This is a genomic window from Dehalobacter sp. (genome assembly GCF_030063005.1).
Lineage (GTDB): Bacteria > Bacillota > Desulfitobacteriia > Desulfitobacteriales > Syntrophobotulaceae > Dehalobacter > Dehalobacter restrictus.
On record NZ_JAPDHR010000043.1, the window covers coordinates 1 to 24545 of the forward strand.

26 protein-coding genes are annotated in these 24545 nt (G+C 44.8%); 3 read left to right on the forward strand and 23 right to left on the reverse strand.

Going from position 1 to position 24545, the window contains the following annotated elements; all coding sequences use genetic code 11:
• On the forward strand, positions 1-199 hold a 199-nt coding region (locus OKX56_RS11520), incomplete at its 5' end, for a hypothetical protein (RefSeq protein WP_287896505.1).
• A 9-nt stretch (positions 200-208) separates the two neighbouring features.
• The gene (locus tag OKX56_RS11525) at positions 209-1765 is read left to right on the forward strand and encodes a PucR family transcriptional regulator (protein WP_019226674.1); all 1557 of its coding nucleotides are present in this window, start codon (positions 209-211) and stop codon (positions 1763-1765) included.
• Positions 1766-2121: 356 nt separating this feature from the next.
• Here the strand turns inward: OKX56_RS11525 and OKX56_RS11530 are convergent, their stop codons facing one another.
• The 10 genes from OKX56_RS11530 to phoU form a co-directional block, all read right to left on the reverse strand.
• A complete protein-coding gene (locus tag OKX56_RS11530; RefSeq protein WP_019226675.1) occupies positions 2122-3378 on the reverse strand; it encodes an NAD(P)-dependent malic enzyme in 1257 nt (418 codons plus the stop codon).
• Between the two features lie 346 nt (positions 3379-3724).
• Positions 3725-4606, reverse strand: coding sequence for an HpcH/HpaI aldolase/citrate lyase family protein (locus OKX56_RS11535; protein WP_019226676.1), 882 nt, complete (start codon positions 4604-4606; stop codon positions 3725-3727).
• Between the two features lie 128 nt (positions 4607-4734).
• Positions 4735-5631 (reverse strand): succinate--CoA ligase subunit alpha, encoded by an 897-nt coding sequence (locus OKX56_RS11540; protein ID WP_019226677.1) that lies wholly within the window; start codon positions 5629-5631, stop codon positions 4735-4737.
• Between the two features lie 105 nt (positions 5632-5736).
• On the reverse strand, positions 5737-6027 hold the full coding sequence (locus tag OKX56_RS11545; RefSeq protein WP_019226678.1) for a hypothetical protein: 291 nt from the start codon (positions 6025-6027) through the stop codon (positions 5737-5739).
• 9 nt (positions 6028-6036) lie between these two features.
• Entirely contained in the window at positions 6037-7311 is a 1275-nt protein-coding gene (locus OKX56_RS11550; RefSeq protein WP_019226679.1) for an ATP-grasp domain-containing protein, read from the reverse strand.
• Between the two features lie 239 nt (positions 7312-7550).
• The gene (gene rnhA, locus OKX56_RS11555) at positions 7551-7997 is read right to left on the reverse strand and encodes a ribonuclease HI (RefSeq protein ID WP_019226680.1); all 447 of its coding nucleotides are present in this window, start codon (positions 7995-7997) and stop codon (positions 7551-7553) included.
• An 8-nt stretch (positions 7998-8005) separates the two neighbouring features.
• Positions 8006-8464 carry an N-acetyltransferase gene (locus OKX56_RS11560; RefSeq protein ID WP_019226681.1) on the reverse strand — a complete coding sequence of 153 codons (459 nt, stop codon included), beginning with the start codon at positions 8462-8464 and terminating at the stop codon, positions 8006-8008.
• Positions 8465-8510: 46 nt separating this feature from the next.
• Positions 8511-9050, reverse strand: coding sequence for an RNA 2',3'-cyclic phosphodiesterase (gene thpR, locus OKX56_RS11565; RefSeq protein WP_019226682.1), 540 nt, complete (start codon positions 9048-9050; stop codon positions 8511-8513).
• A gap of 48 nt (positions 9051-9098) precedes the next feature.
• Complete coding sequence (locus OKX56_RS11570; protein WP_019226683.1) at positions 9099-10322, reverse strand: hypothetical protein; 1224 nt, start codon at positions 10320-10322, stop codon at positions 9099-9101.
• Between the two features lie 168 nt (positions 10323-10490).
• Entirely contained in the window at positions 10491-11144 is a 654-nt protein-coding gene (gene phoU / locus OKX56_RS11575) for a phosphate signaling complex protein PhoU (RefSeq protein WP_019226684.1), read from the reverse strand.
• A gap of 217 nt (positions 11145-11361) precedes the next feature.
• Here phoU and OKX56_RS11580 point away from each other — a divergent pair, with 217 nt between their 5' ends.
• Entirely contained in the window at positions 11362-11877 is a 516-nt protein-coding gene (locus tag OKX56_RS11580) for an HDOD domain-containing protein (RefSeq protein WP_242837048.1), read from the forward strand.
• Positions 11878-12009: 132 nt separating this feature from the next.
• Here the strand turns inward: OKX56_RS11580 and OKX56_RS11585 are convergent, their stop codons facing one another.
• The 13 genes from OKX56_RS11585 to rimO form a co-directional block, all read right to left on the reverse strand.
• On the reverse strand, positions 12010-12264 hold the full coding sequence (locus OKX56_RS11585; RefSeq protein WP_015042395.1) for a hypothetical protein: 255 nt from the start codon (positions 12262-12264) through the stop codon (positions 12010-12012).
• Positions 12265-12327: 63 nt separating this feature from the next.
• The gene (locus tag OKX56_RS11590) at positions 12328-13497 is read right to left on the reverse strand and encodes an aminotransferase class I/II-fold pyridoxal phosphate-dependent enzyme (RefSeq protein ID WP_019226686.1); all 1170 of its coding nucleotides are present in this window, start codon (positions 13495-13497) and stop codon (positions 12328-12330) included.
• Positions 13494-14336, reverse strand: a complete 843-nt coding sequence (locus OKX56_RS11595; protein WP_019226687.1) for a PHP domain-containing protein — start codon at positions 14334-14336, stop codon at positions 13494-13496. The genes OKX56_RS11590 and OKX56_RS11595 overlap by 4 nt, the downstream gene beginning before the upstream one ends.
• Positions 14337-14359: 23 nt before the next feature.
• Complete coding sequence (locus OKX56_RS11600; RefSeq protein ID WP_019226688.1) at positions 14360-15313, reverse strand: dipeptidase; 954 nt, start codon at positions 15311-15313, stop codon at positions 14360-14362.
• Between the two features lie 190 nt (positions 15314-15503).
• Entirely contained in the window at positions 15504-15764 is a 261-nt protein-coding gene (locus OKX56_RS11605; RefSeq protein ID WP_015042391.1) for a stage V sporulation protein S, read from the reverse strand.
• A gap of 152 nt (positions 15765-15916) precedes the next feature.
• Positions 15917-16687 carry a TIGR00282 family metallophosphoesterase gene (locus tag OKX56_RS11610; protein WP_019226689.1) on the reverse strand — a complete coding sequence of 257 codons (771 nt, stop codon included), beginning with the start codon at positions 16685-16687 and terminating at the stop codon, positions 15917-15919.
• A gap of 33 nt (positions 16688-16720) precedes the next feature.
• Complete coding sequence (locus OKX56_RS11615; RefSeq protein ID WP_019226690.1) at positions 16721-17233, reverse strand: hypothetical protein; 513 nt, start codon at positions 17231-17233, stop codon at positions 16721-16723.
• A 286-nt stretch (positions 17234-17519) separates the two neighbouring features.
• Positions 17520-19088 (reverse strand): ribonuclease Y, encoded by a 1569-nt coding sequence (rny, locus tag OKX56_RS11620; protein ID WP_176714405.1) that lies wholly within the window; start codon positions 19086-19088, stop codon positions 17520-17522.
• 249 nt (positions 19089-19337) lie between these two features.
• Positions 19338-19868 (reverse strand): regulatory protein RecX, encoded by a 531-nt coding sequence (locus tag OKX56_RS11625; protein WP_019226691.1) that lies wholly within the window; start codon positions 19866-19868, stop codon positions 19338-19340.
• Positions 19858-20898: a recombinase RecA gene (gene recA / locus OKX56_RS11630; RefSeq protein ID WP_019226692.1), complete on the reverse strand. Its 1041-nt coding sequence runs from the start codon at positions 20896-20898 to the stop codon at positions 19858-19860. Before recA ends, OKX56_RS11625 begins: the two co-directional genes overlap by 11 nt.
• Positions 20899-21031: 133 nt before the next feature.
• Positions 21032-22276, reverse strand: coding sequence for a competence/damage-inducible protein A (locus OKX56_RS11635; RefSeq protein WP_019226693.1), 1245 nt, complete (start codon positions 22274-22276; stop codon positions 21032-21034).
• A 329-nt stretch (positions 22277-22605) separates the two neighbouring features.
• Positions 22606-23169, reverse strand: coding sequence for a CDP-diacylglycerol--glycerol-3-phosphate 3-phosphatidyltransferase (pgsA, locus tag OKX56_RS11640; protein ID WP_019226762.1), 564 nt, complete (start codon positions 23167-23169; stop codon positions 22606-22608).
• The gene (gene rimO / locus OKX56_RS11645; RefSeq protein WP_019226763.1) at positions 23166-24491 is read right to left on the reverse strand and encodes a 30S ribosomal protein S12 methylthiotransferase RimO; all 1326 of its coding nucleotides are present in this window, start codon (positions 24489-24491) and stop codon (positions 23166-23168) included. Before rimO ends, pgsA begins: the two co-directional genes overlap by 4 nt.
• Positions 24492-24545: the final 54 nt, after the last annotated feature.

The window sequence follows — 24545 nt, forward strand, 5'->3', positions numbered from 1 at the left end:
CCCTACACCACTCACCTCCCCGTGCTCTGTAGTGTATCTGCTTATCCTATTAAATTATACCACAGGGGGAACTTTCATTAAATTTTTGTGCCTTGAGCACAGCGAAAGGAATGGGACTTTATATGAAAGCCAGTTAAGCGAGCTGGAAATAATTGGGCTTGAAAAGGCAGATAAAATTTACCAGAATGTTGAACGGTAGGATAAGATTATGAAAATCAATATTTTTATTCTTTATGATGAATTAAAACGGTATCATCCTCAAATAATCGCAGATGATGAATTCCCGTTAAATTTATGCGGAGTTCGACGTTTACCTCTGGATCAAAAGAACATCACCACGGATTATTTATATCTGTTGTTTCCTGAAGAAATCCCGTCTCTAGATGTTAATCCAAAAAAACTTAACATTGTTGTATTAGGTAAGATTGATAAAAGTACCATACTGGCTTACGGTTATCAGGCAATTATCATAGACGGAAATATTAATTCAGAGCTCGTTTTTCAACAAATCCAGGACATTTTTGACAAGTATAATTGTTGGGGAGAAACTATGATGGAATATATTTTACAGCGCAAATCTCTCCAGATCATCCTTGATAAAGGGGCAGAGCCTTTATCCAATCCGATTGCGCTTTTCGATATTTCATTTAAATTTATTGGTCAAGGTGGAGTCTTGAATTCTAAAACAATTGAAGGAAGTATATGGAAAACCGCCTTTACGAAGGGATATGCTCCTGTAGATATTTTTCCCGATACTTATAGAAACATGTTTTATGAAAAACTGGAAGGATCTGATTCCAGTTTTCTTATTCGCCCTCCTAAAGAATTTCAAGACAATTGCTGGTTGTTAGGTCCTGTTTTTAGTCAAAACCATCTGAATGGATTTTTAGGGGCAACTGACATAAATTGTGATTTTACAAAAGGAGAGTGCTCAATTGTTACCTATTTTGCGAAGATGATGGGGATATATTTTGAAAATATCGTAGAAACTACTATCCCCGATAGAGATATCCCTTATTTTATTGATCGAATACTAAGTGGGTATTCTGTTGAAGAGGGCATCGTGGAGTATTACTTAAAGAAGCAAGGTTGGAAAATGAATGATACATTCAAGCTTTTTTATGTAAGCGGACAAGATCTTTCCAAGTCTCATCAGGAACTTTACTTTATTATGTTTCGTCTGAAAGTAATTTTTAAAAACTGTATTTTATTTAGATATGAAAACGGAATTGTTGTAATCGTAAAAACAAAAGAAAATAAATTAGTTTATGAAGGCGAAGGAGAAGCTGATTTTAAGGAATTTGAAAAACTATTATCAGAAATGAACGTAAACGCTGGTATAAGCATGGAATTTTACGACTTTATGAGTATAAAATATGCTTATAAACAAAGTAAAGCCGCATTAAAAGAAGGAGCGCCTTTTTCCCATAAAAGATATTGTTTTTTTGAAGAATGTTATAGTAAACACATCATTAGTTCACTGAATGAATCTACTGGGTTAAAAAGTTTATGCAATCAGCAAATCCTCAAAATTTCTGCCTATGATAAAAAAAATGGCGACATGCTCTTAACAACCTTACGAAGCTATCTTTTAAGTGGATGCAACATTTCACAAACTGCTAAAAATCTATACATTCACAGAAATACATTGATGTATAGAATTAACAGAATCGAAGATATTTTGGAAACTGATTTAAGAGAGATAAATGAAGAACAATTCTTGATTTTATATATAACTTGTTTGATATTAACAAATAAAAACTAAGAGTATGCGCATACATATAATAAATTTTCCAATTATGTATTCGGTATCAGCATCAAGCCTTACGGCTAAAGGATATGGACAGAAACATAATAGATCTCTCTGCCTATGAATAAATTGTAAGGAATCAGAAGCATACAAGAAGGACTATGCAAATTCCCCGATATAACATCCATATAGAATTTTATCTGTTGTTGCAGAGTTTTTTAGCTGCGGGAACGGGAGAGCTGTGATCTGTGCATGGCTGCACCGCTCAAGTTATGATAGAGCCTCTTCAAATCCAGAAATTATTTGATATCGAAGATTAACGCCGAGAGGCTTGACAACATATCATGCGGTGTAAGCGTCAAACCGCAATCTTATTTATACTGGTTCGCCAGTCTCTTCTTCAGATTTTCTGCCACTAAGGCAGGATCAATCGGATTCCTGGCAATACCGGATTCCATTGCAGCTTTGGCTGTTGCAGCAGCGACAGCAGCGGCAACTTCAGGATTAAAAGCACTTGGGATGATGTAGTCGGCACACAATTCTTCCGGTTTAACGCAGTTGGCAATTGCTTGAGCGGCAGCAATTTTCATTGCATCGTTGATATCGGTTGCGCGGACATCAATCGCACCGCGAAACATGCCCGGGAAAGCCAGAACGTTGTTGATCTGATTGATAACGTCGGAACGTCCGGTCGAGATGACAGCAGCGCCGGCATTGATGGCTCTTTCAATCGGCCAGATTTCTGGAATCGGATTGGCCTGAGCAAAGACGATCGGATCTTTGGCCATGGATTTAATCATCTCTTCGTCAATAGAATCTGGAGCTGATACGCCGATAAAGACGTCCGCACCCTTGATCGCGTCTCTGAGGCTGCCTGTGCACATTTCATAATTTGTCTTTTCAGCGATTTCGTCCTTATATTTATTCATACCTTCAGGGCGTCCTTTATAGATCGCACCTTTGGTATCGCACATAATGACGTTTTTCAGTCCCATACTCATCATCAGCTTGATGATTGCAATCCCGGCGGCTCCGGCGCCGTTCGTTACGACTTTGATTTTATCTATACGCTTGCCGACGACTTTCAGCGCATTAAAAAGACCCGCCAAGGTAACAACAGCCGTTCCATGCTGATCATCATGGAAGATCGGTCCTTTGAAAATATTACGGGCTTTTAACTTTCCTTCAATTTCAAAACATTCGGGAGCTTTGATGTCCTCAAGGTTAACACCGCCAAAAGTCGGGGCCATTAACTCGACAAGCTCAACAATTTTATCAATATCATTTGTATTTACACAAATCGGGAAGGCGTCAACGTCGGCAAAGGCTTTAAACAGAAGGGCTTTTCCTTCCATGACAGGCATAGCCGCTGCTGGACCGAGGTTGCCAAGCCCGAGAATGGCTGTTCCATCGGAAACGATACAGACATAGTTGGCATGGTTGGTGTAAACATCGAGATTCGCTAAATCTTTTGCAATTTCTTTCACAGGATCAGCCACTCCGGGGGAATAGGCCAGCGTCAAATCGTCCCTGTCATTGGCAGGAACCGTTACTTTTACTTCAAGTTTACCAGGCCTTACAGCGTGAAACGCCAAAGCCTCTTCACGCAGGTTTTTAATCCGGGACATTCACATCTTCCTCTCACTTTGTGGTTTTTTTCGTTTTATTTTTGGCTTAAGTCTTTTTTATTCAGTATGCTTTTTTAAGTAATACATTGTCGTTATTTGACACATTACTTATGTAAACAAATTATAAAGGCGTTTCGTTAAATTATCTCATGAATGAAAACAAAAAATCAACCATTTTGTTTTTGAAAGTAAGTATCAGAATCGGTGAAATTGTCCTCGGATGTTGGGATCAATACGTTATATTGATTTGAAGCGGATTAAATAGCTCACAATGTCTGGCCGCCCCTACAGGGGCAGCCAGACATTGTGTCACGCGAGTCATATAAAACTTTAGAGCAACCTTAGCTCAAGCTTCTTTCGCTTCAATCTCAGCCTGAGCAGCCAGAATATCTTTGGCATTCAGGTATACGGGAGTATCCACCATTTTTCCGTTGTAGGATACGGCTGCTTTTCCTTTGGCAATACCCTCTTCTTCAAACACTTTGACAACGCCGTTAGCCCATTCTACATCGGCCGGGTCCGGAGCATACAGACGGTTGGACGGTTCGACCTGGCCCGGATGAATAATCATACGACCTTCATAGCCCATCTGTTTGCCATCGGCAACGTTCTTCTCGAAAGCGGGAATATCCTGGTAAGCAACAAACGGTGCGTCAATTGCTACGATACCGGCTGCACGGCAGGCAACACCGACTTTGGCGCGTCCCCACAGCTGCTCATTCGCTTCAGAGGTTAGTTTAATCCGCATGTCGCGGCAATAATCTACAGCGCCAAAAATAGCATTCACGTTACGTTTGCTGGCCATACAGCACTCATATGCATTCATGATTCCTTTTGCTGTTTCCAGTAGCATAGAAATTTTGACGGAACCCACTTCCAGACCACGTCGGCGCTCCAGCTCTTCGAGCTTCCAGTCCAGACGCTTGACATCATCTGGATGTCCAGTCTTGGCAAGCGTTACGCCATGAAGACCTTCCCAAACGACAGCCTCAAGGTCATCGTTGGTTAATTCTGTTTCCCAGTTGTTAATTCTGACATAAACCTGGGAACCATTGGAACCGGCGTATTTCAGATTCTCGGCAATAATTTTGCGTGCATTTTCCTTTTCTGCCGGCGGTACGGAATCTTCCAGATCCAGCGTGATGATATCAGCAGGAAAGCTTGGCGCTTTCTCAACCATCTTCGGGTTATTTCCCGGTACATAAAGAATCGATCTCATAACAGCCATTTTGAATATGCCTCCTATTTTTACCTTTAAGATTTTTGGGTAACAATGCTAAGTACTTTGTCAACTCTAAAATGCATTAAATCACTGAGGGAATTTTCGTCTGACCGGACGATACCAAGAATCAATCATTATTCCTTAATTTTATCCTTCAAAATAATGGGGATATCTATTGGCGTTTCAGCGATAAAACCGCCCGCTTTAAGGACAGCTTCAATTTTACTCTTCGCTGACCCGCGGCCGCGTTCGACAATATTGGAAGCATGGGAAAAACGTTGGCCTTCGGGAGCCCAGGCTCCGGCTACGTAGATTACGAAAGGTTTTGTGAATTTGCCTTCCGCAATAACATCGGCACATTCCTCTTCCTGAGAGCTGCCGATCTCAGCATAGACGGCTACACCTTTTGTTTCAGGATCTGCTTCGAATAAGGGCAGCAAATCAGCCATAGATGTTCCAAGTATAGGCTCGGTTCCGGTATGCACAACCGTACTTACGCCGAAACCACCTTCTCTTAATACCCAAGGAATGGTCCCTGATTGTCCGCCACTGCGCGAAAAGACACCGATATTACCTTTCTTAAAGAACTTGTTAGCCCACTCGACATTGCCACCAAGCCAGCCAACAACTGCTTCTCCCGGTGTCAGAATGCCAATGGATCCGGGGCCGATTAAGCGGGTTCCTCTCAACTTGCAATAAGCGACCATTTCCATAATATCATGGATGGGTGTTCCTTCAACGCACGGAATAACATTTTTGACACCCGCGTCGGCAGCTTCAAAAACAGCGGTTTTCAGAACACTGCCCGGCACAAAGATGACGCTAAAGTCAATTTCATCGTGTTCTTTGGCAATTTCCTTAACCGTATTATAGACGGGGATGCCATGAACCTCGTCCCCTTTTTTCCCTGGGCTGGTTCCGCCGATGACTTTGGTGCCATATTCTTTCATGTATTTGGTTCTTACAGATCCTTCACGGCCGGTAATTCCCTGGATAATGACTTTAGACCGGTCACTGATTAAAATACCCATTCTTATCCCTCATTTTAATTTTGTAAAAGAAAATTGGCTGGTGACAGCCTTAGCTGCACTTAGATATATCAGAAAGTAATTTATACTTTCTGATATGCAAATGAACTATTGTAAACCGCGTTTGGTTAGATAGACATCAAGACCCGCAATCGGAATATTGATGGTCAAAGCCTTATTCCCTTCGAACTTGCAGGCGATCTCACAAGCCAGACATTCTGTTCCAAGCCGGAGAACTTCCTCTGCGCTCAGATGCTCGACGGATGGTTTCCCGTCAACAATTTGAAGTAACCCTCTGGCATATTTTTTACAAGCTGCTGCGCACGCTTTGGTTTCACATGTGTCACACTTGTTGGTATCGATGCCTATGGTAATACTTTTTTCTTTGATTTCCAGCATGGCATTTTCCTACTTTCCCTGAGCATCTTTTTCCGCTCTGTATTCTTTGGCCAGAGCCAGAAGTCTTTGACCGATAAACTTCGTATCCGTGACATGCTCTTTTCCGTATATTTCAATTCTTTTGCCAATTCCGTCCGAAGTCATAAGCTCTGCCAGACCCTTGCGCAGAATCTCCATGGATTCATCCTCGCGGTTGCCGCAGAGTAACAGAACGCAAGGCAGGCCGGGCTTCTTCGGAAGCTCTTCCCACAGTACTTTGACAATCGCATTGGCATGGTGCCATTGCTCCTGATTCGCCATCATAAAACCACCAAGAAGATAACCGTCAATATTGGGCTGCGACAGTACGCTCTTGGCAACGCGATAGATTTTGGATCCAACAGGATTGCCGCTCGTGTCGGCATAGTTGGCAGGTTTGAGTCCTACCTGATTCAGCGCATCAAGTCCCATCATCGCCGAACCGCCGCCGATCGGATGATAGCCAATATAGCCGGGGCTTACTTCGTCATAACCCATATTCATCAGAAAGCCGGTTCCACGGGCATCTGTTTCTTCAATGCTCCAGCCGATCATATCGAGTTCGGTGACTTCACCAGGCAAATCGCGGGCAATTTTAATGCCGAATTCCGGATGTCGGCCCACAGAACTGTTATCAATCTCCATTTTGCAGTCTGCGCAAATCAGGCTTCCATCCTCCGTCATGACAAACGGATTGATCTCCAGTGTCTGGCAGTCATACTTTTTGTAGACTTGGGACAGCTTCGTCAGGAAAGAAGCAAACTTACTCAATTCTTTATTTGGAATGCCAGCTCGGACACAAAAATCGATCGCATCGTAAATCTGCAGACCAAAAATAGGGTCAATATTCATCTTAAAAATAAGTTCTTCAGGAACACTTTCAATATCCATGCCGCCTTCTGAGCTGAACATCAGCATCGGGCAGCGGGCGTCTCTCGCATTGTTAATGACAAATGAACAATAGTATTCTTTTTTGATCGCCAGTTTCTCCTCAATTAAAACCTGTCTGACAGGGAGTCCTTTGACTGTCTTTACCAGTATTTCAGCAGCTGCCGCCGAAGCTTCGGACGGAGTTTCGACCAGTTTTACAATCCCGGCTTTTCCTCGTCCTCCTGCCTGGACCTGACCTTTGACAGCTACGGACTTGCCAATCCATTCTGCCGCTTGCTGTGCTTCTTCCGGAGAAGATGCCGACCTGCCCTTCGGTACGGGTATTCCCGCCTTGGCAAGCCATTCCTTACCTTGATACTCTAGAAATTTTGCCATCCATAATCCCTTCCATATCGTCATATTGATTCTAGTACCTTGTATATACTGAAAGAAAACTCAAAAAATTAAAGGAATATATGGTTATTCCTTTAATTTTTGTTCATTATTAAAGTAATCTTATGTATCGCTATTAACTTGCCTTATGAATTATTATAACGAAATTATTTGCAAAAACAAGACTAAATAAGCCGAATTGCATGATTTATTAGGGAAAAACCAATCTTTTAGAACTTGATTTAGGCCAAAGCTTCGGCAATCGCTTTGCGGGCAAGTTCGTCACATCGTTCGTTCTCGGGATGTCCGGAATGACCTTTGACTTTAACCCAGACAACGTCATGCTTTGCCGTGAGTTCCACAAGCGATACCCAGAGATCACGGTTCTCAACCGGTTTCTTTTGCGAACTCTGCCAGCCATTCTTTTGCCAGCGAGAAAGCCAGTTTTGTTCAAATGCATTAATTAAATAGGCACTGTCACTGTGGACCTGGACACTGCAGCTTTCTTTCAGGGCAGCAAGTCCTTGGACTGCCGCTGTCAGCTCCATGCGCTGATTGGTTGTATTGCCCTCAAAGCCGCTGATCTCTCTTTCATGTTCACCATACTTCAGGATTGCCGCCCAACCTCCCGGCCCGGGATTGCCTGAACAGGCTCCGTCCGTATAAATTTTTACACTTTTTACAGTCATTGAACCCCCTATTTTAAGTAAAGAATCAAGGCATTTTCATCACAATTAGGAAACTTAACACAATTGATGCATTCTTTCCAGACCTTATGGGGCATTGAATCCTTTTCGGTGATTTCGAATCCCATATGTTTGAAGAAATCTACCTGATACGTCAGGGTAAATACCTTGGGGCAATGGAGCTCCTTGGCCTCTTCCAAAAGTAGCTCAACAATCTTGCGGCCTAACCCCTTCCCTCTGTAGCTTTCCTCAACCGCCAGTGCCCTGATCTCAGCGAGATCGTCCCAGGTAATATGTAAAGCGCCGGTTCCGACGATCCGGTCATCCTCTACCGCTACAATGACCTCCCTGATTCCTTCATACAGCGCACTTCGGGTTCTGGGCAGCATGAGTCCCTGTTCTGCATAATAATTGATCAGGCTAATAATATCTTCCACATCGCTTAGCTTTGCATGTCTATAGGTTACCATCTTTTCTCCTTTATCTGTCCATGTTTCCCGACAAATGATGGAATGATCAGATCCGGTACCGGGCAACTGTCAGGTATTGCCGAATGCCTTTCTCCACTTTGCTTTGCATTAAAGCATAATGGACGGCAGTCTCTTTAAGATCAAGCGTACTGCCCCAATTTAGGATATTTTGGTCGATACCCTTGATGCCGCCGCTCGCTAAAGTAAGATGAGGTTTAAAAGGCCTGGTATCAGGCGGTGCTCCAAATTGGCTCGTCGCGTGCTGGATCTGCTTTTGCAGCTGAATCAGCTTCGGTTCTTTTCTTATCCCGGCCCATAGTATCCGAGGCTGTATGATATTCGGGAAGACACCAAGGGAATCAAAAGCAACCGCAAATTCACCGATACGTCCCGAAACACCCGTCAGGGTCTGTTGCAAAGCATCAAGATCCTTTTCTTCCACTTCTTCTAAAAAACGCAGCGTCAGGTGCAAGTTATCACGTCTGCGCCAATAGCCGCGGAGACCTTTAACCTTAAGTTCATCCTGCCATTTTTCGAATTGGTCAAGACTGTGTTCACTAAAATTCAGGCTGATAAATAATCGCATGCAGCACGGCTCCATCGTATGTGGCATTTTTTCCTTACCACAATCTTACTATGCATCGATGCCGAATGCAATGAAGTTATCTTTTACTCCTTTAAAGCCCTCCGTCCGCCATTCTTTGGGCATAATGATCAATGGATAGTTGTCGGGCTGCTTCAGCCAGGATTGGCACAGACGCAATTCTTCCATGTAATCGGCTTCGCAAAAAAGGAATATTTTGTGGTTCCACTCCAGTTGCGGATATCCCGGGAAACCTTGGTGATGCTTCGTATAGTTTTCAAAAGCTGAAAATGCCAGCAACGTTTGTACAACTTTTAGCGATGGTTTCTCCAAAACAGGTTTAATCATCCTAATAGATTGATCCCGTTGGAAAAAATACAGTTGCCGGCTTTCAATCAAATCACTGAAGTCTTTTGGATACCAGGGAACCTCCAGGTACTTTCCAAAATATTGGGGGATAAATTCCCTGTCATAGATGATCTTAAGATCTAATAATTCCCTGGAATCAAGGCTGCCATTGATCTCCATATTCTCCAGCAGTTCCAGTATCCCATTAATGGCTCTGCAAAATTCATCATTAAGATTTCCGGAGAAATCGACCCACCCCAACTTTAGAAATTTGGAAGCAATATTTTTATTCCTGGTCCATTTTACTTTAGTAGACAGTTCAAACTTGTTCCCTTTCTTTTTAAACTCGGCAATTTGAATATTTCCCCAGCAATAGGTGATTTTATTCTTTTCGGATACTGCCCGGACTCTTCTCTTGGCCAGGCTTTGAAAATAGCGGTTGATCACCGTCAGGTGATTCCAGGCCACCGGATTTAATTCTCTTTGCCAGTGTTCCCAACCGGGGTGCAACTCTCCTGTATCCAACCGAAAAAAGCCTTTATCGTAATCTTTTTCTGCCAGGACATATAAATTTGGGGTTAATTTTTCCCGCCAAAATACCGTCCTGGCAAACAGCATGCCTCCTATTTGAGAAACCGCACCTAAAAATACAGGAGAAAATTCTTTTGCCACATAATAAATCAAAGTCCTGCTGCCATTTCCTAGATGCCTTCCCCACAGAATCCCGCCCAAAAGAAAGTCTTCCTCCCGGTAGACTCCCTGCGCAGCGATGATTCCAACTCTGAAGCTGATATCCCCGGCACTGAAATAATCAAATTGGGAAGGCAGATGCCAACCTTTCCTGACTTCTTCTGGACATTCTTCCCATCCGGATACACTGAAAATGTCCGGATTAGCATCCCATAATTCCTTCCATTTTATGTTCAAGTCAAATCCTCCCTTTACAAGCTGTTTTTTTATTATTACGCTTGATAAAGGCAGGAAATGACAAGGTATCTTTCCAATCATAAAATTATAAAAAAAATTAACCCGGCAACGCCCGGGTTCTTTAGCAGATGGTCAAAATAGAATATAGAATTCCATGTATATTTCTGTCTATTTGTTTAAATTTTCCCTAACGCCTAATTGCATATAAATAACTTCTTCCCCGATATTTGTACAGTAATCGCCGATTCTTTCGATATAGCGGGTCGCTAGAAGCAGGTAGACCGCCTGGCCTGATATTGCCGAGTCTTTCGCCATCATCTCATTCAGTTCGTTAAAAATCAGTTTATAGTAATGATCCACTTTGTGGTCGGTCTCAGCCAGAGACCGTGCAAGTTCAACATCTTCACAGATAAAAGCCTGGACGGCCGTACGCATCATTTGGACTGCTATCTCAGCCATTTTCGGCATGTCAATCAACGGCTTGATCAGTGGATCTGGTCCGATCCGCAAGGATACTTTGGCAATATCGACAGAGAGATCGCCCATTCTTTCCAGAGAGGAAATGATTTTATAGCTTGCAACAATATTGCGGAGATCCGAGGCAAACGGCTGCTGGGTTGCAACAAGGTGGGTACAGAGCAGCTCGATATCCTGCTCAGAATCATTGATCTGGCCGTCATCACGGATGACCTTTTCCGCCAGAGCCATATCCCTGTTCTTCAAGCTTTCCATGGCCTGTTCTAGCGCCTTCTCAACTAACACGCTCATCTCTACTATTTTTTTCTTCAGCTCCTGAAGCTGGGCTTCAAATTTATGGCGCATCGTATCCCCCCGGTGTGACTTCCTCTGCAAAATGTGTAATGTAATACAAAATAGCATAACCTAATGTACAAATGATAACAATAGAATTTACTTAATAAAGAAAGCTATCTAGGACGATCCATGATTATGCCTAAGCTTATTAAGACACTAGAAATTATAAATCGTAAGGGTATAATAGAATAAGAATGAGATTAAAGTCAAAATAAAAAGGAACTGAATGATGTTCTATCGGATCAAACAATTACGCAGTGCGCTGCACCCGGTTGTAAATGAGAATGAATACTCCTGGCTAAATGCCGTACTGTCGGAGCGGGAAAGACAGCTGTTTCTGAAGCAGACCCTTACAGAGCAAAGGCATGCACTCGATGTCGCTCGGGATATCCAGGAACAGAGCAGTCTTATTGAAAATGGTTATGGAAAAGAAGTTTACCATAACCTATTAAGTGGTGCGCTTCTCCATGACTGCGGAAAATCAGTGATCCATCTGCTTCTGTGGCAGAGAATATTTATTGTTGTCTTTGATTATTTACCGGAGCGGATCAAAAACATCATTCGCCAAAGCAAATCAGTTTTCGGCAAGACGCTGGTGATTTACACACAGCATCCTGCTTGGGGGAAACGACTGGCTGCCCGGGCAGGACTCTCTCCCGAAATCCAGCGCTTAATCCATAACCACCATACCCCACAAAATTCTATGGAAGAAATCCTTCACTCGGCTGATAACAGGCACTAGTTTCCAAGTTACCTGTACAGCAATTCCAAAGCAACTTGTACGATTAAAACAAGCTTTCACAAACTACAGATGCAACTTACCGAAAGTGGCCATCCATTACGGAGACTAACCCGAGCAAAGACTTTATACTGCTTATTCTTTCAAATAATCCTTAAATTCATATAATTCAAAATCCTGCGAATAAACCGATTTATGCTGGTTTATCTTTTTGTATTTCTGAAGATGTCTGCTTTTTTGATCAAGCTTTTGCGTAAGGATCTTATTTTCCTTTTCAATCTGCTCAAGCAGGTCCATGAGGACTCTCCTGCTTAAACGCAGATTATCAAGCTGTTTTTCCAGTTCCATAATTCTATGAGTCAACAGGACGGTTTCCTCATTCGTGCTCAAACTTTCATCTCCCGGAACAGAATTATATTCTTATACAGCTATTCTATACGCTTCAGATTGTTTTTAATCCTTCCCGGCTAAAAAAGTTCCAACCCGCTGAACCGCTTCCTGAAGCTTCGTCTCATCCTGAACCAGCCCAACCCTGACATATCCCTCGCCATACCGGCCAAAGGCAATGCCCGGCACGACAAGAACGCCAGCCTCGCTGGCCAATTCAAACGCAAAGGATAACGAATCCTGCTTCGTGGGCACCGGGGCCCAGACGAACATGGATCCTTTGGGCCTGTTCATCTTCCAGCCGGCTCTGGCACATCCGTCGACCCAGATATCCCTTCTGTTTTTATAAGTCTGCTGATTGGCGAGGATGGTCTGATCACCGCCGCTTAAGACAGCAACTCCGGCCTTCAATACAGGCTGAAAACTCCCATAGTCAATATTGGATTTGATAGTTTCCAGTGCTCTGATGACTTCTTTATTGCCTACCACAAAGCCAAGTCTCACTCCGGCCATATTATACGACTTGGAAAGGGAATGAAACTCTACCCCTACGTCCTTTGCTCCTTTGGCCTGTAGAAAGCTTGATGGCCTGTAGCCGTCAAAAGCCAGTTCTGTATAGGCAGCATCATGACAAACCACAATTTCATGTTTGGAGGCAAACCTGACGACTTCATTAAAGAAAGTCTCCTGTGCAACAGCAGCGGTTGGATTATTAGGATAGTTAAGGACCATCAGTTTAGCCCGGTCAGCGGTCTGGGGGGGGATCCGATTGAGGTCCGGCAGAAAATCGTTCGTTTCCAATAACGGCAGTACAACCTTTTCACCTTCGACCAGCGCCAATCCGTCTGAATAAATCGGATAACCAGGATCAGGGATGAAAGCAGCGTCGCCTTTATCAATAAACGCCCAGAAAATATGCGTTAGACCGTCCTGGGAGCCCATGACCGGAAGCACTTCCGTCGCAGGATCAATATCGACGTTAAATCTTCTTTTATACCATAATGAGCAAGCTTCCCGGAACTCCGGAATTCCTCTGGTCAGTGTATACCCATACGCCTTTTCATCGAGGCTCTGCTCACTAATTATTTTTCTGATCTCCAGAGACGGAGGCAAATCAGGGCTTCCTACACTTAGATCAACGAGCGCTTTGCCTTCACGTTTAAGCTCTTCTTTCAACGACGCCAATTGTGAAAAAATGGATGTTTGCAGACTTCCCATTCTTACTGCGAGCTTCATGTCATCTTCCTCCTCAGCTGCTCAATTTGTTGAATGGCCTCCATACCAACTCCCCAAGAGCCTAATTTTATGCCAGGCTTAATCGCATGACCATGAAAATCAGATCCGCCTGTAATCAGAAGGCTCTTTCTTTCTGCCAATGCTTTAAAGTAATTTCGTTCCTCCACACCGTGGTCGGGATGATAGACTTCAATCCCCTGCAGCCCGGAGTCGACCCATGCGGCAATCTCGGGTTCCGTACATTGGCTGCCCGGATGCGCAAGCACGGCTACGCCTCCGGCTTCTCTTATAATTGCAATAGCTTCCACAGGGTCAAGCTTATACCTGGGAACGTAAGCCGGCCTTCCTATCTTTAAAAATCTCTCGAAAGCGTCTTTCAGATTGGCGGCATCCCCATGCCTGATCATGGCCTGAGCCACATGGGGCCGGCCGACAGAATCCCCATTGACAAACTGACTTACTTCCTCAAAGGTCAGGGTGATTCCGAGCTGTTCCAGCTTCTGAAGGATCTTTCTTATTCTTTGCACTCTTTTTTCCCGCAGTTCCTGCAACCTGGTATGAAGAACCTCATTGCCCTCTTGTAACTCATACCCGAGGATATGGACTTCCTTGCCCACCCAGTCGGTGTTGATCTCTATGCCTTTAACCAGACAGATCCCCGTCTCAGCTGCAGCCTGTTCTGCCTCCGCCCAGCCATTGATGCTATCATGGTCCGTGATGGCCAAAGCTTTCAATCCGACTTCTGCCGCAGACTTAACGACTTCTTCCGGTGTAAGGATCCCGTCTGAAGCAGTCGTATGACAATGCAGGTCGGCCTCAAATCTTGTCTGGTATTTCATGATATGTTTACCTCTAAGAATTTTCACATTAAGACATCGCTCAAAAACCTGACATAATTCCCATAACATATTCTGGCTATTTCGTTCTGATTAAAACCACACTGAGACAATTTTTCCACTAGATACGGGAATGTACCGACATTTTCCAGCCCTTCCGGCGTCGTCTCAATTCCGTCAAAATCCGATCCGAAGCCAACGGCATCGACTCCCGCTACTTCTGCGATGTGGCAAATGTGCCGGACAACATCATCTATAGTTGCTTTTCCGGTATCACTCAGGAAATCCTCACAGAAATTGACCCCAACCAGACCTTTCTTGTCTCCTAGCGCACGCAGCTGGTGGTCAGTCAAGTTCCGGCGATGGCCGCATAACGCTTTGGCACAGGAATGGGAAGCGATGACCGGACGTTCAGAATGCCGCAGCACATCCCAAAAACCTGCCTCATTTAGGTGGGAGACGTCGATTACCATCCCAAGCTGATTCATTCTTTCGATTACCTGAAAGCCAAAACTAGATAAACCGCCGCTTCCTTCGCTTTCCCCGACGCCGTTGCCGATCGCATTCCTTTCATTCCAGGTAAGGCCAATGCTTCTGACTCCGAGCCTGAAAATCAGATCAAGCATAAAAATGTTTTCGCCAAGAATTTCTCCGCCCTCAATATTGATAAGCAGGCCCAGCTTATTGGTCCGGCCTAACTGGGCTGCGTCTTCTTGGGTTCTTACTAAAAATACCTCACTGGAATTATGATCAATGAACCTAAGTGCGGCTTCGAGTAATTCCAGTCCCCTCCAGGCCGCCTGAAACGGTTTGTATTCACTTTCAATATAGGCAGCCAGAAACTGCAGACCGAGATTGGCCTGTTTTGCCCTAGTCAAATCCCAGTGTCCAAATTTTGCTGTTTCTTTCAAATTTCTTTTTCCGGCAGCATAATCTCCAATGCTGTCGCAATGACCGTCGGCAATCCATATATTTTTCATGGTCAAATTTTGCTCCTTTATTTGTATTCTAAAGGATAATCGGGCAGAAGGCTACTTATTTGGAAAGCTTGACTGATACCAATCCTTTAGCGACTGCCTTAGTTGCACTTAGCTAAATCAGAAAGTACAAATACTTTCTGATATATTAAAAAAACCCGCCCCCAAGCAGGCAGGTTTAGAATCATTGGGTTTATCTGGGTTCGACAATCAGTTTGATCGCAGTCCTCTCTTCTCCTTCAATCAGGATATCGGTGAAAGCCGGAATACAAACCAGGTCAAGACCACTCGGAGCAACGAAACCTCTGGCAATAGCAACTGCCTTTACTGCCTGGTTTAATGCGCCTGCGCCAATTGCCTGCAATTCAGCTCCGCCTTTTTCCCTAAGTACTCCTGCTAACGCTCCAGCTACTGAATTAGGACTTGATTTTGCTGAGACTTTTAACACATCCATTATCTAATACCTCCCAATCGATCCTTTTTACATGTATTTCCACTTTGATGCTATATACTATTCGCGTAATAGTAAAAAAATCCTCTTTTTAGAAATGTCTGATTTGGTATTTTCTGTGTGAAAAATCCTGCACCTTATTTGGTGCAGGATGTCTATTTTTGGATAGGAATAATACGCTGTGTTTTGCCGGTTTTTTCATCTATTTGAAGCACCACAGCATTCAGCTGGTTCACCCCGTCGGCCACTTCAAATCTCGCCGGCATCTGCGTCAGAAAATTATTAATAATGATCTCTTTTTTGACTCCCAAGACCGAATCACGCGGGCCGGTCATTCCAACATCTGTAATATATGCCGTGCCCTGGTCCAGTACCCTGGCATCCGCAGTCTGGATATGGGTATGTGTACCAAGAACTGCACTTACTTTGCCGTTAAGAAACCAGCCAAGCGCAACTTTTTCCGAGGTCGCCTCGGCATGAAAATCGACAATGATCACCGGGGTCTCCACAGCCATCATATTGATAATTTGATTGACCATCGTAAAAGGGTTTTCCAACGGAGGCAGGAAGATTCTGCCTGATAAATTGATAATCCCCGTCTTTATTCCGTTGCGAATAACAAAACCATAGCCTTTTCCCGGTGCCCCTTTCGGGTAATTGGCAGGCCGGATCAGCTTGGTTTCATCATCAATAAACTTTATAATTTCCTTTTGGTCCCAGACATGGTTGCCCATCGTCAAAAAGTGGATTCCGTAATCATATAACTCATAGGCGACTTCTTTGGTAAGTCCCCGCCCGCCTGAGGCATTTTCAGCATTGGCAATCACCAGATCAAGTTTATGCTCTTTCTGGAGTTCGGGAAGAAAAGCAGCCACCGCTTCTCTTCCCGGTCTGCCGACGATATCACCGATAAAAAGAATCTGCATAAGGTACTCCTTTACTTGCACTAACCCCTTGGTTCAACCATTGAAAACAAGTACTCTGCCGTCTTCCCGTACCGCTGTAATGTTTTTTTCTGTTCCGTTAGAACGTACAGCTGCCATCATATGATTAATGATTTCTTCCTGCAGTATGATCTCTTCTTCAGGCAGGCTGCATTCATCAGTAATCAGCTTAGCGCCAAGCTCGCTTTTCATGATTTCTACTATGAGGTTGATTTCGGTGTGGGTAATACTGCTTAAATCTCTGCTGATCACAATCAGGTTCAGTTCCTGTTCAAATTTTTCAATACTTAAAAGCTGAATTTTCCGACCTTCAATCTGATGAAACAATTCCAAGGCCTGCCGAAGTTTATTCTGAAGCGCTTCAAAGCCGCACTCCTTGACGACCAGGAATTTAAGTATCATGGTCTGCTGCTCCTGATTGCAGCTGATCGTTACAACTTCCGGATAGCACAGCAAAATAGAAACAAGTAATCCCGTACTGTAATTCAGATAATTTGATTCAGCAGTTATGACTTCTGAAGCGGCCATCTTGATAATCCTTTCCCGAATGTGAAATAGTAGAGCTTTCTCCAAAACATATAGTAATTCTTCAAGGAGACGCGAAGTCCTTCCCGGTGTGCCCTAGCAATTATAACCTATTTTGTCCCAACATACCAATATAAAGAAAATTTGGCTGGTTCAGAGAGTACTTAACTTTCTGATACATAAACAAAGCAGGCCTAACACCTGCTTTGTTATACGTAACGTATCAAAATCTTAACATCATCATCATCTTATACGCATGGTATCTCTGTGGCACCGACGTTGCGACAGATTACTTCGCGTAATCTACTGCGCGGGTCTCCCGCATTACGACAACCTTGATCTGTCCGGGGTATTCCAGTTCTTCTTCAATTCTCTTTGCAATATCATGCGCGAACCTTGGTGCAAGTGCATCATCAATCTTCTCCGGATTCACAATAATGCGAATCTCTCTGCCGGCCTGAATCGCGTAGGATTTTTCAACGCCTTCAAATGTCTCGGCAATTTCCTCAAGCTTCTGAAGCCTTTTAATGTAGGATTCCAAAGTTTCGCGTCTGGCACCAGGTCTGGCAGCTGATACCGCATCTGCAGCGGCAACAAGTACTGCGACAATTGTCTTGGGTTCAGTGTCGCCGTGATGGGCCTCAATCGCGTGAATGATATCCCATGATTCCTTGTACTTTTTGCAGAGATCAACGCCAATCTCGACATGCGTGCCTTCGGTATCATGGTCAACGGCTTTGCCGATGTCATGCAAAAGTCCGGCGCGTTTTGCGGTCTGGACATCAACACCAAGTTCGGAAGCCATTAACCCGGCCAGATGGGATACCTCGATAGAGTGTCTCAAAACATTTTGTCCGTAACTGGTTCTGAAACGCAGCCGGCCAAGCAGTCTAATCAGTTCTGGATGTATACCGTGAACCCCGGTTTCGAAGGTTGCCTGTTCCCCTTCTTCCCTGATTTTCTGGTCAACTTCCTTCTGCGCCTTTTCAACCATCTCTTCAATTCTGGCCGGATGAATACGTCCGTCCAAAATCAGTTTTTCCAGAGCGACTCTGGCAACTTCTCTTCTGATCGGATCAAATCCTGACAGAATAACGGCCTCAGGCGTATCGTCAATAATCAAATCAATGCCCGTTAAAGTCTCAAGAGCTCTGATATTCCGGCCCTCTCGGCCAATGATACGGCCTTTCATTTCATCGTTCGGCAGGGCAACCACTGAAACTGTGCTTTCAACGACATGGTCTGCCGCACAACGATGTATAGCCAAAGAAATAATATCTTTAGCGCGTTTTTCAGCTTCTTCTTTTGTCCGGGTCTCATATTCCTTAATCATGATTGCCGATTCGTAACGTACTTCTTCCTCGACACTTTTTAGCAGCAATTGTTTGGCTTCTTCAGGAGTCAGACCGGAAAGCCTCTCCAGCTCAGCTACCTGTTTAGCCAGGAGTTCATTTAAATCAAGTTTTTGTTTTTCAACGTCTGATTCTCTGCGATGTAAATTTTCTTCCTTACGTTCCAGAGCTTCGGTTTTTCTTTCAAGGGTTTCTTCCTTCTGAAGATTGCGTCTTTCCATACGTTGGATCTCGCTACGTCTTTCTCTGGTCTCTTTTTCAATATCATTGCGAAGCTGCATAACCTCTTCTTTAGCTGCAACGATTTTTTCCCTTTTTTTGGCTTCAGCTTCTGCCTCAGCATTCTTTAAAAGCCTTTTTGCTTCTATTTCAGCAGATCCAATCATTTTTTCCGCAGATGATTTGCGTATGAACCAGCCGATCAGACTGCCAATCGCCAATCCGGCGAGTACAATAACAACTGCAATTAAGCCTGATATTTCCAAAGCTTCACCTCCTTTAATTATAGTATTAAATATTTCGTAAAAATAACAAAAAACTGGTCAGACCAGTTCCGTAAAATCTATAACCCTCGTTCGATTATTTTTCCCTTAAATATAGCTACACCGATACCCGGTGCAGCTGAGATGTTCAGTTTAATATAAGAGAAAACCTTGAAAGGTTAAAAATTTACTAGAAACAGATCCATTTAATATTAGTTTAATGAAATGTGCAAATAATGTCAAGTTGGTGGGATAACAAAGTATACTAAATACTTACAGATTATCGAAAATAATAATCTCTCCAAGTACTTTTTTGACTATATCCAATTGATAGCCCTTCGCTAAAAGCTTGTCCCCGACCTTTTTCCTTAAGTATAACTCTTTTGGAGGGATACTTCTGTTTTGATCGTTTAGGGATTTTTTCTGGTATTTCCTATACTCCTGCTCAAACATTTTACGGCCAAGCAGCAGGCAGTTTTCAACCTCCTGCTGCTCGGGAAAGTATTCATCCATGACGCAAGAGATCATCCGATCGTCCAGACCAGCTTTTTGCAGTTCAATACATATTCTGGTCCGGGAAAACCTTGTTTCCTTACTTTTAATATAAGACAAGGCATATTGCCGGTCATCAATATATTTCCATTCTTCTAGCTTTCGGAGAGCTTCAGCATTTTCCTCTGCGGAATAGCCTTTAGCCTCCAGTCTGCCGGCAAGCTGGCTGGCAGACAGCCGCCTGCGGCTCAAGAAATCCAGCGCAGCACCTAGCACACTTTTTTTCGATGAGGCCTGCTTTCTACTCATCATTCATGCTGTCGTCCTGAGCGCCCTTGGTCTTGTCTTTCGAGACCAGAACCAGATTGCGCACTTTGCTCTCAATCTCTGCAGCAATATCTGGATGCTGACGCAGAAAGTCCTTGACATTCTCTCTTCCCTGTCCAAGCCTTTCGCCATTGTAGGAATACCAGGCGCCCGATTTCATAAGGACACCTGTTTCCGATCCCATATCGACAATACTGCCTTCCCTGGATATCCCTTCGCCATAAACCAGGTCGAAATCAGCAAAGTTAAACGGCGGTGCAACCTTGTTTTTGACGACCTTTACGCGGGTCCGGTTGCCGATGATTTCCTGCCCCTGCTTGATGACATCCTGCTTTTTGACTTCCAGCCGGACTGAAGCATAAAATTTCAGCGCTCGTCCCCCGGTCGTCGTCTCCGGGTTGCCGAACATCACGCCGACTTTCTCCCTGATCTGATTAATAAAGATGACACAGGTATGGCTTTTACTGATGCACCCGGTAAGTTTGCGCAACGCCTGGGACATCAGACGGGCATGCAGCCCCATATGGGAATCGCCCATCTCCCCTTCGATTTCAGCCCGTGGCACGAGTGCCGCCACCGAGTCAATAACAATGACATCAACCGCGCCGCTGCGAACAAGGGCTTCACAGATTTCCAGCGCCTGCTCGCCGGTGTCGGGCTGAGAAACCAGCAGATCGTCGACATTCACACCCAGCGCACGGGCATATACTGGGTCAAGGGCATGCTCTGCATCAATAAAAGCTGCAACGCCGCCTGTTTTTTGTGCTTCAGCAATAATATGCAGCGTTACGGTGGTTTTCCCCGAAGACTCCGGTCCATATACCTCTATTACCCGGCCTCTGGGAACTCCGCCAACGCCTAAAGCCAAATCCAGTGCCAATGAACCTGTTGAAATCGTCTCAACAGCCATTCTGTCCGAAGCTTCGCCGAGTTTCATAATCGCTCCCTTGCCAAACTGCTTTTCAATTTGGCTCAGCGCAATATCCAATGCTTTTAGTTTATCTGGAGTAGCCATTTTTTCGTGCCTCCTCTTGATTATACAAAACATATGTTCGGTTTCTATTATACTTTTTCTGACTGTCTATTGTCAATCCGTTTAAAAGTAAAATTTTTACATAGCGGTTAGTCTTGTCTCGTTTGGCAAGCATCTACTGCTTACATTTCCTAAGCAAATACAGCCGCAGCATATTCAAGGCAGTTTCTACGATCATATTTCTGACGGATTCCCTGCTCCCGACAAACTGGTTTTTAGTGATCTCGATACCTTCCGGATGAGCCAGGGCGATATAGACCAGACCGACGGGTTTGTCCGCAGTTCCGCCTCCGGGTCCCGCAACTCCGGTCGTCGCAATCCCAAGATCTGCGCCGAGGGCCTTCCTCGTCCCTTCAGCCATTTCCCCGGCTACAAGTTCACTGACCGCACCTTCCTGCAGCAGACTGCTGCTTTTCACCCCGAGCAAAGTCTCTTTGGCTGAATTCGCATAACTCACAACGCCGCCAAGATAATACGCCGAGCTTCCGGCTTCGGCGGTGATTCTTCCGCCCAGAAGACCGCCGGTACAGGATTCAGCTGTTGCCAGCGTCAGGTTGTTTTTCAGAAGCAGTTTTCCAACTATACCGGCCTGGGTATCCGTACCGCTTCCGAATACCCCGTCCCCAAGCCTGCTGCGGATCTCTGCTTCCGTCTGATCCAGGAGCCGGACAGCCTGACTGACATCCCCGCTTCGGACCGTAAGCCTGACATCCATGTAGGTATGCCTGTCCAGCAAAGTGAGAGACGGGGATTTACGCTGCATCAGAACGGTTAGTTCCCGTTCCAGTTCCGGTTCCCCGAGTCCAAATATTTTTAGAATACGCACCTGCATCCGTCCGGAATCCTGAAGGATGATCTGCTCCAGTTTGGGCAGCAAATATTTTTGGAACATAACCTCCATTTCGGAAGGAGGTCCGGGAAGGATCGCGCAAAACTGGTCATTTTTGCAGATAAGGGCCCCCTGTGCAGTTCCTTTATCGTTCGGCAGCAGGATCGAACCTTCCGGAAAATAAGCCTGTTTTTCCGTACTTGGTGGCATCCGGTCATTGATATAAAACTGCGTCAGCGACTGCATGCTTTCAGGATCATAGCTCATTTTCAGGCCTAAGACTTCAGCAGCAATTTCTTTGGATAGGTCATCTACCGTTGGTCCAAGCCCTCCGCTGACAAGCACAAGTCCGGAACGCTGCAGCGCATTCTTTAGTGTTTCGGTCAGCCGTTCTTTGTTGTCTCCTACCGTCGTATGGTAGAGGACTTCTATCCCGAGATCCGAAAGTTGTCCTGTAAGATAATGGGCACTCGTATTCAGCGTTTTTCCGAGCAGTAATTCTGTTCCCGTGGAAATAATTTCGGCCTTCATTTTTTTCACACTCCCTCAGTCATTATCTCACCGCGGGAGAATCTTATCCCCGAACTTTGTTACCTCTCAATTCATGGCTCAAATAATTTCATTCAAGCCTGATTACCCCATATTAGGTCTGGGTGCCACAAGTTCCAGCGTCAAGCGGAGCATGGATGCGGAGCGCGGCTGTTAGCGCCAGGGAGGGCGCTATCTGCCGTAAGCGGAATTGTGACACCCAGACCAACCCTAGATACTTAACTAGATCATCGCAGCCGTTGACACCCTTAGCTGTTACGCCGGCAACTAAACAGGTAAATTCAAAACCGGAACAGTTAGAACTACTCTTTTTATTTGGAACGCACAAACAGCTGTTTTGATTTCATGATATAATCCACGCCGGAGATGATGGTCATGATCAGCGCAAGATAGATCATAGGCTGGGCAATATGTATGTTAAGGGTTGATAATGGCCAATCTCTCAGAATCAACAGTGCTATGGCAATGATCTGAGTGACCGTCTTCAGTTTTCCAAGCTTGCTGGCACTGATCACTACGCCTTCGGCGGCAGCAATCGCTCTTAACCCTGTGACTGCAAACTCCCGGGCCAGGATAATCCAGACAATCCAGGCTGAAACGAGGTTTAACTCGACCAGGGCAATCAGCGCGGCTGAAACCAGAAGCTTGTCGGCAAGCGGATCCAGAAATTTACCGAGATTGGTCACTTGTTTCAGCTTGCGTGCGAAATAACCGTCCAAACCGTCTGTCGCAGACGCCAGGCTAAATATCCCCGCGGCTACAAAGTCCTGATAAGGAAAATAAGCAGTACCGTCAGGCATTTTTACCAATAAAAAGGCCATAAACAAAGGTATCATGGCAATTCGAATCAGAGTCAGCGTGTTAGGCAGATTCACTCGAGCTCCTCCCCTCCCATATCATAGCTGTCCGCTTCTGTAATTCTGATCTGTATGATTTCACCAGCCAAATGTTTCTTCTGAACCTTGAGGTAAATCTGACCGTCAATCTCCGGGGCATCCCCCGCGCTCCGTCCGACCCATTCATCGGGGGCAGTCTGTTCTTCGAGAATGACCCGGATGATTTGCCCGACCCTTTGCTGCTGGATCTGATCTGCAATTTCCGTTTGGGTTGCCATAACAGCATTTTTGCGGGCTTCCCGGATCTCAGGCGGCACCTGGCTCGCCATGTTCGCAGCAGGTGTATTTTCCTCCTGAGAATAAGCAAAAACCCCAATGCGGTCTAATTTCATTTTATTAACAAATAACAGTAAATGCTCGAACTGTTCTTCGGTTTCCCCAGGGAATCCGGTAATGAACGTTGAACGAATAAAGATACCCGGTACAGCCTCACGGAGCTTTCCGATCAGCGTTTCTGCTTCTTCGGCTGTATTTCTGCGGTTCATTTTTGAAAGTATGGCGTTATCGGCATGCTGAAGGGGCAAATCGATATAATTGCATATCTTGGGTTCCGTCGCAATCAGGTCAATCAGTTCATCAGATACTGCCTCCGGGTAACAATACATCAGCCGAATCCATTGTATACCGTCTATTTCTACTAGTTCCCCCAGAAGATCCGGCAGCCGGTAAGCGTGATACAGGTCAATGCCGTAACGGGTTGTATCCTGGGCTACCAGCGCAATTTCCTTCACACCCTCGCCGGCGAGCTTCCTTACTTCTTGTACGATTGACTCCATTGTCCTGCTGCGGTAGCTGCCTTTGATCTGCGGAATGACACAATAGCTGCAGCGGTTATCACAGCCTTCGGCTATTTTGACATAGGCAAAAAAAGAAGGGCTGAAACGGACCCTCGGCATCTCATTGTCATAAAGATAGTCCTGCTTTTCTTTTTTCCTGTATACTCTCTCGCTGCCGGAGCTTTCCAGGACCTCGGGGATTTTATCCAGATCCCCGTCCCCGAGCACACCATCAAGCTCAGGAAGTTCTTTAAACAGCTCTTCACCATAACGCTGAGCCAGACATCCCACAGCATAGACCTTCTTCTGAGCACCGCTATTTTTCAAATTGATCATTTCACAAAGGGTGTCAATCGATTCTGCTTTGGCATCTTCAATAAAACCGCAGGTATTTACAACAATCATATCGGCTTCAGACGGTTCGGCTGTTATCTCGAAGCCTTTCGCCAGCATGCCGGTTATTACTTCACTGTCAACCTGGTTCTTCGGGCACCCAAGGTTAATCACTGCAACTTTTTTCTTCAATTTCCAACCCTCTGAAATCGTTTTTTATCACTTTAGTATATATCAGGTTCCGAC

Coding starts and splice junctions, on each gene's coding strand:
- OKX56_RS11525 (WP_019226674.1), top strand. CDS start 209: ATGAAAATCAATATTTTTATTCTTTATGATGAATTAAAACGGTATCAT.
- OKX56_RS11530 (WP_019226675.1), bottom strand. CDS start 3,378: ATGTCCCGGATTAAAAACCTGCGTGAAGAGGCTTTGGCGTTTCACGCT.
- OKX56_RS11535 (WP_019226676.1), bottom strand. CDS start 4,606: ATGGCTGTTATGAGATCGATTCTTTATGTACCGGGAAATAACCCGAAG.
- OKX56_RS11540 (WP_019226677.1), bottom strand. CDS start 5,631: ATGGGTATTTTAATCAGTGACCGGTCTAAAGTCATTATCCAGGGAATT.
- OKX56_RS11545 (WP_019226678.1), bottom strand. CDS start 6,027: ATGCTGGAAATCAAAGAAAAAAGTATTACCATAGGCATCGATACCAAC.
- OKX56_RS11550 (WP_019226679.1), bottom strand. CDS start 7,311: ATGGCAAAATTTCTAGAGTATCAAGGTAAGGAATGGCTTGCCAAGGCG.
- rnhA (WP_019226680.1), bottom strand. CDS start 7,997: ATGACTGTAAAAAGTGTAAAAATTTATACGGACGGAGCCTGTTCAGGC.
- OKX56_RS11560 (WP_019226681.1), bottom strand. CDS start 8,464: ATGGTAACCTATAGACATGCAAAGCTAAGCGATGTGGAAGATATTATT.
- thpR (WP_019226682.1), bottom strand. CDS start 9,050: ATGCGATTATTTATCAGCCTGAATTTTAGTGAACACAGTCTTGACCAA.
- phoU (WP_019226684.1), bottom strand. CDS start 11,144: ATGCGCCATAAATTTGAAGCCCAGCTTCAGGAGCTGAAGAAAAAAATA.
- OKX56_RS11580 (WP_242837048.1), top strand. CDS start 11,362: ATGATGTTCTATCGGATCAAACAATTACGCAGTGCGCTGCACCCGGTT.
- OKX56_RS11590 (WP_019226686.1), bottom strand. CDS start 13,497: ATGAAGCTCGCAGTAAGAATGGGAAGTCTGCAAACATCCATTTTTTCA.
- OKX56_RS11595 (WP_019226687.1), bottom strand. CDS start 14,336: ATGAAATACCAGACAAGATTTGAGGCCGACCTGCATTGTCATACGACT.
- OKX56_RS11600 (WP_019226688.1), bottom strand. CDS start 15,313: ATGAAAAATATATGGATTGCCGACGGTCATTGCGACAGCATTGGAGAT.
- OKX56_RS11605 (WP_015042391.1), bottom strand. CDS start 15,764: ATGGATGTGTTAAAAGTCTCAGCAAAATCAAGTCCTAATTCAGTAGCT.
- OKX56_RS11610 (WP_019226689.1), bottom strand. CDS start 16,687: ATGCAGATTCTTTTTATCGGTGATATCGTCGGCAGACCGGGAAGAGAA.
- OKX56_RS11615 (WP_019226690.1), bottom strand. CDS start 17,233: ATGGCCGCTTCAGAAGTCATAACTGCTGAATCAAATTATCTGAATTAC.
- OKX56_RS11625 (WP_019226691.1), bottom strand. CDS start 19,868: ATGATGAGTAGAAAGCAGGCCTCATCGAAAAAAAGTGTGCTAGGTGCT.
- recA (WP_019226692.1), bottom strand. CDS start 20,898: ATGGCTACTCCAGATAAACTAAAAGCATTGGATATTGCGCTGAGCCAA.
- OKX56_RS11635 (WP_019226693.1), bottom strand. CDS start 22,276: ATGAAGGCCGAAATTATTTCCACGGGAACAGAATTACTGCTCGGAAAA.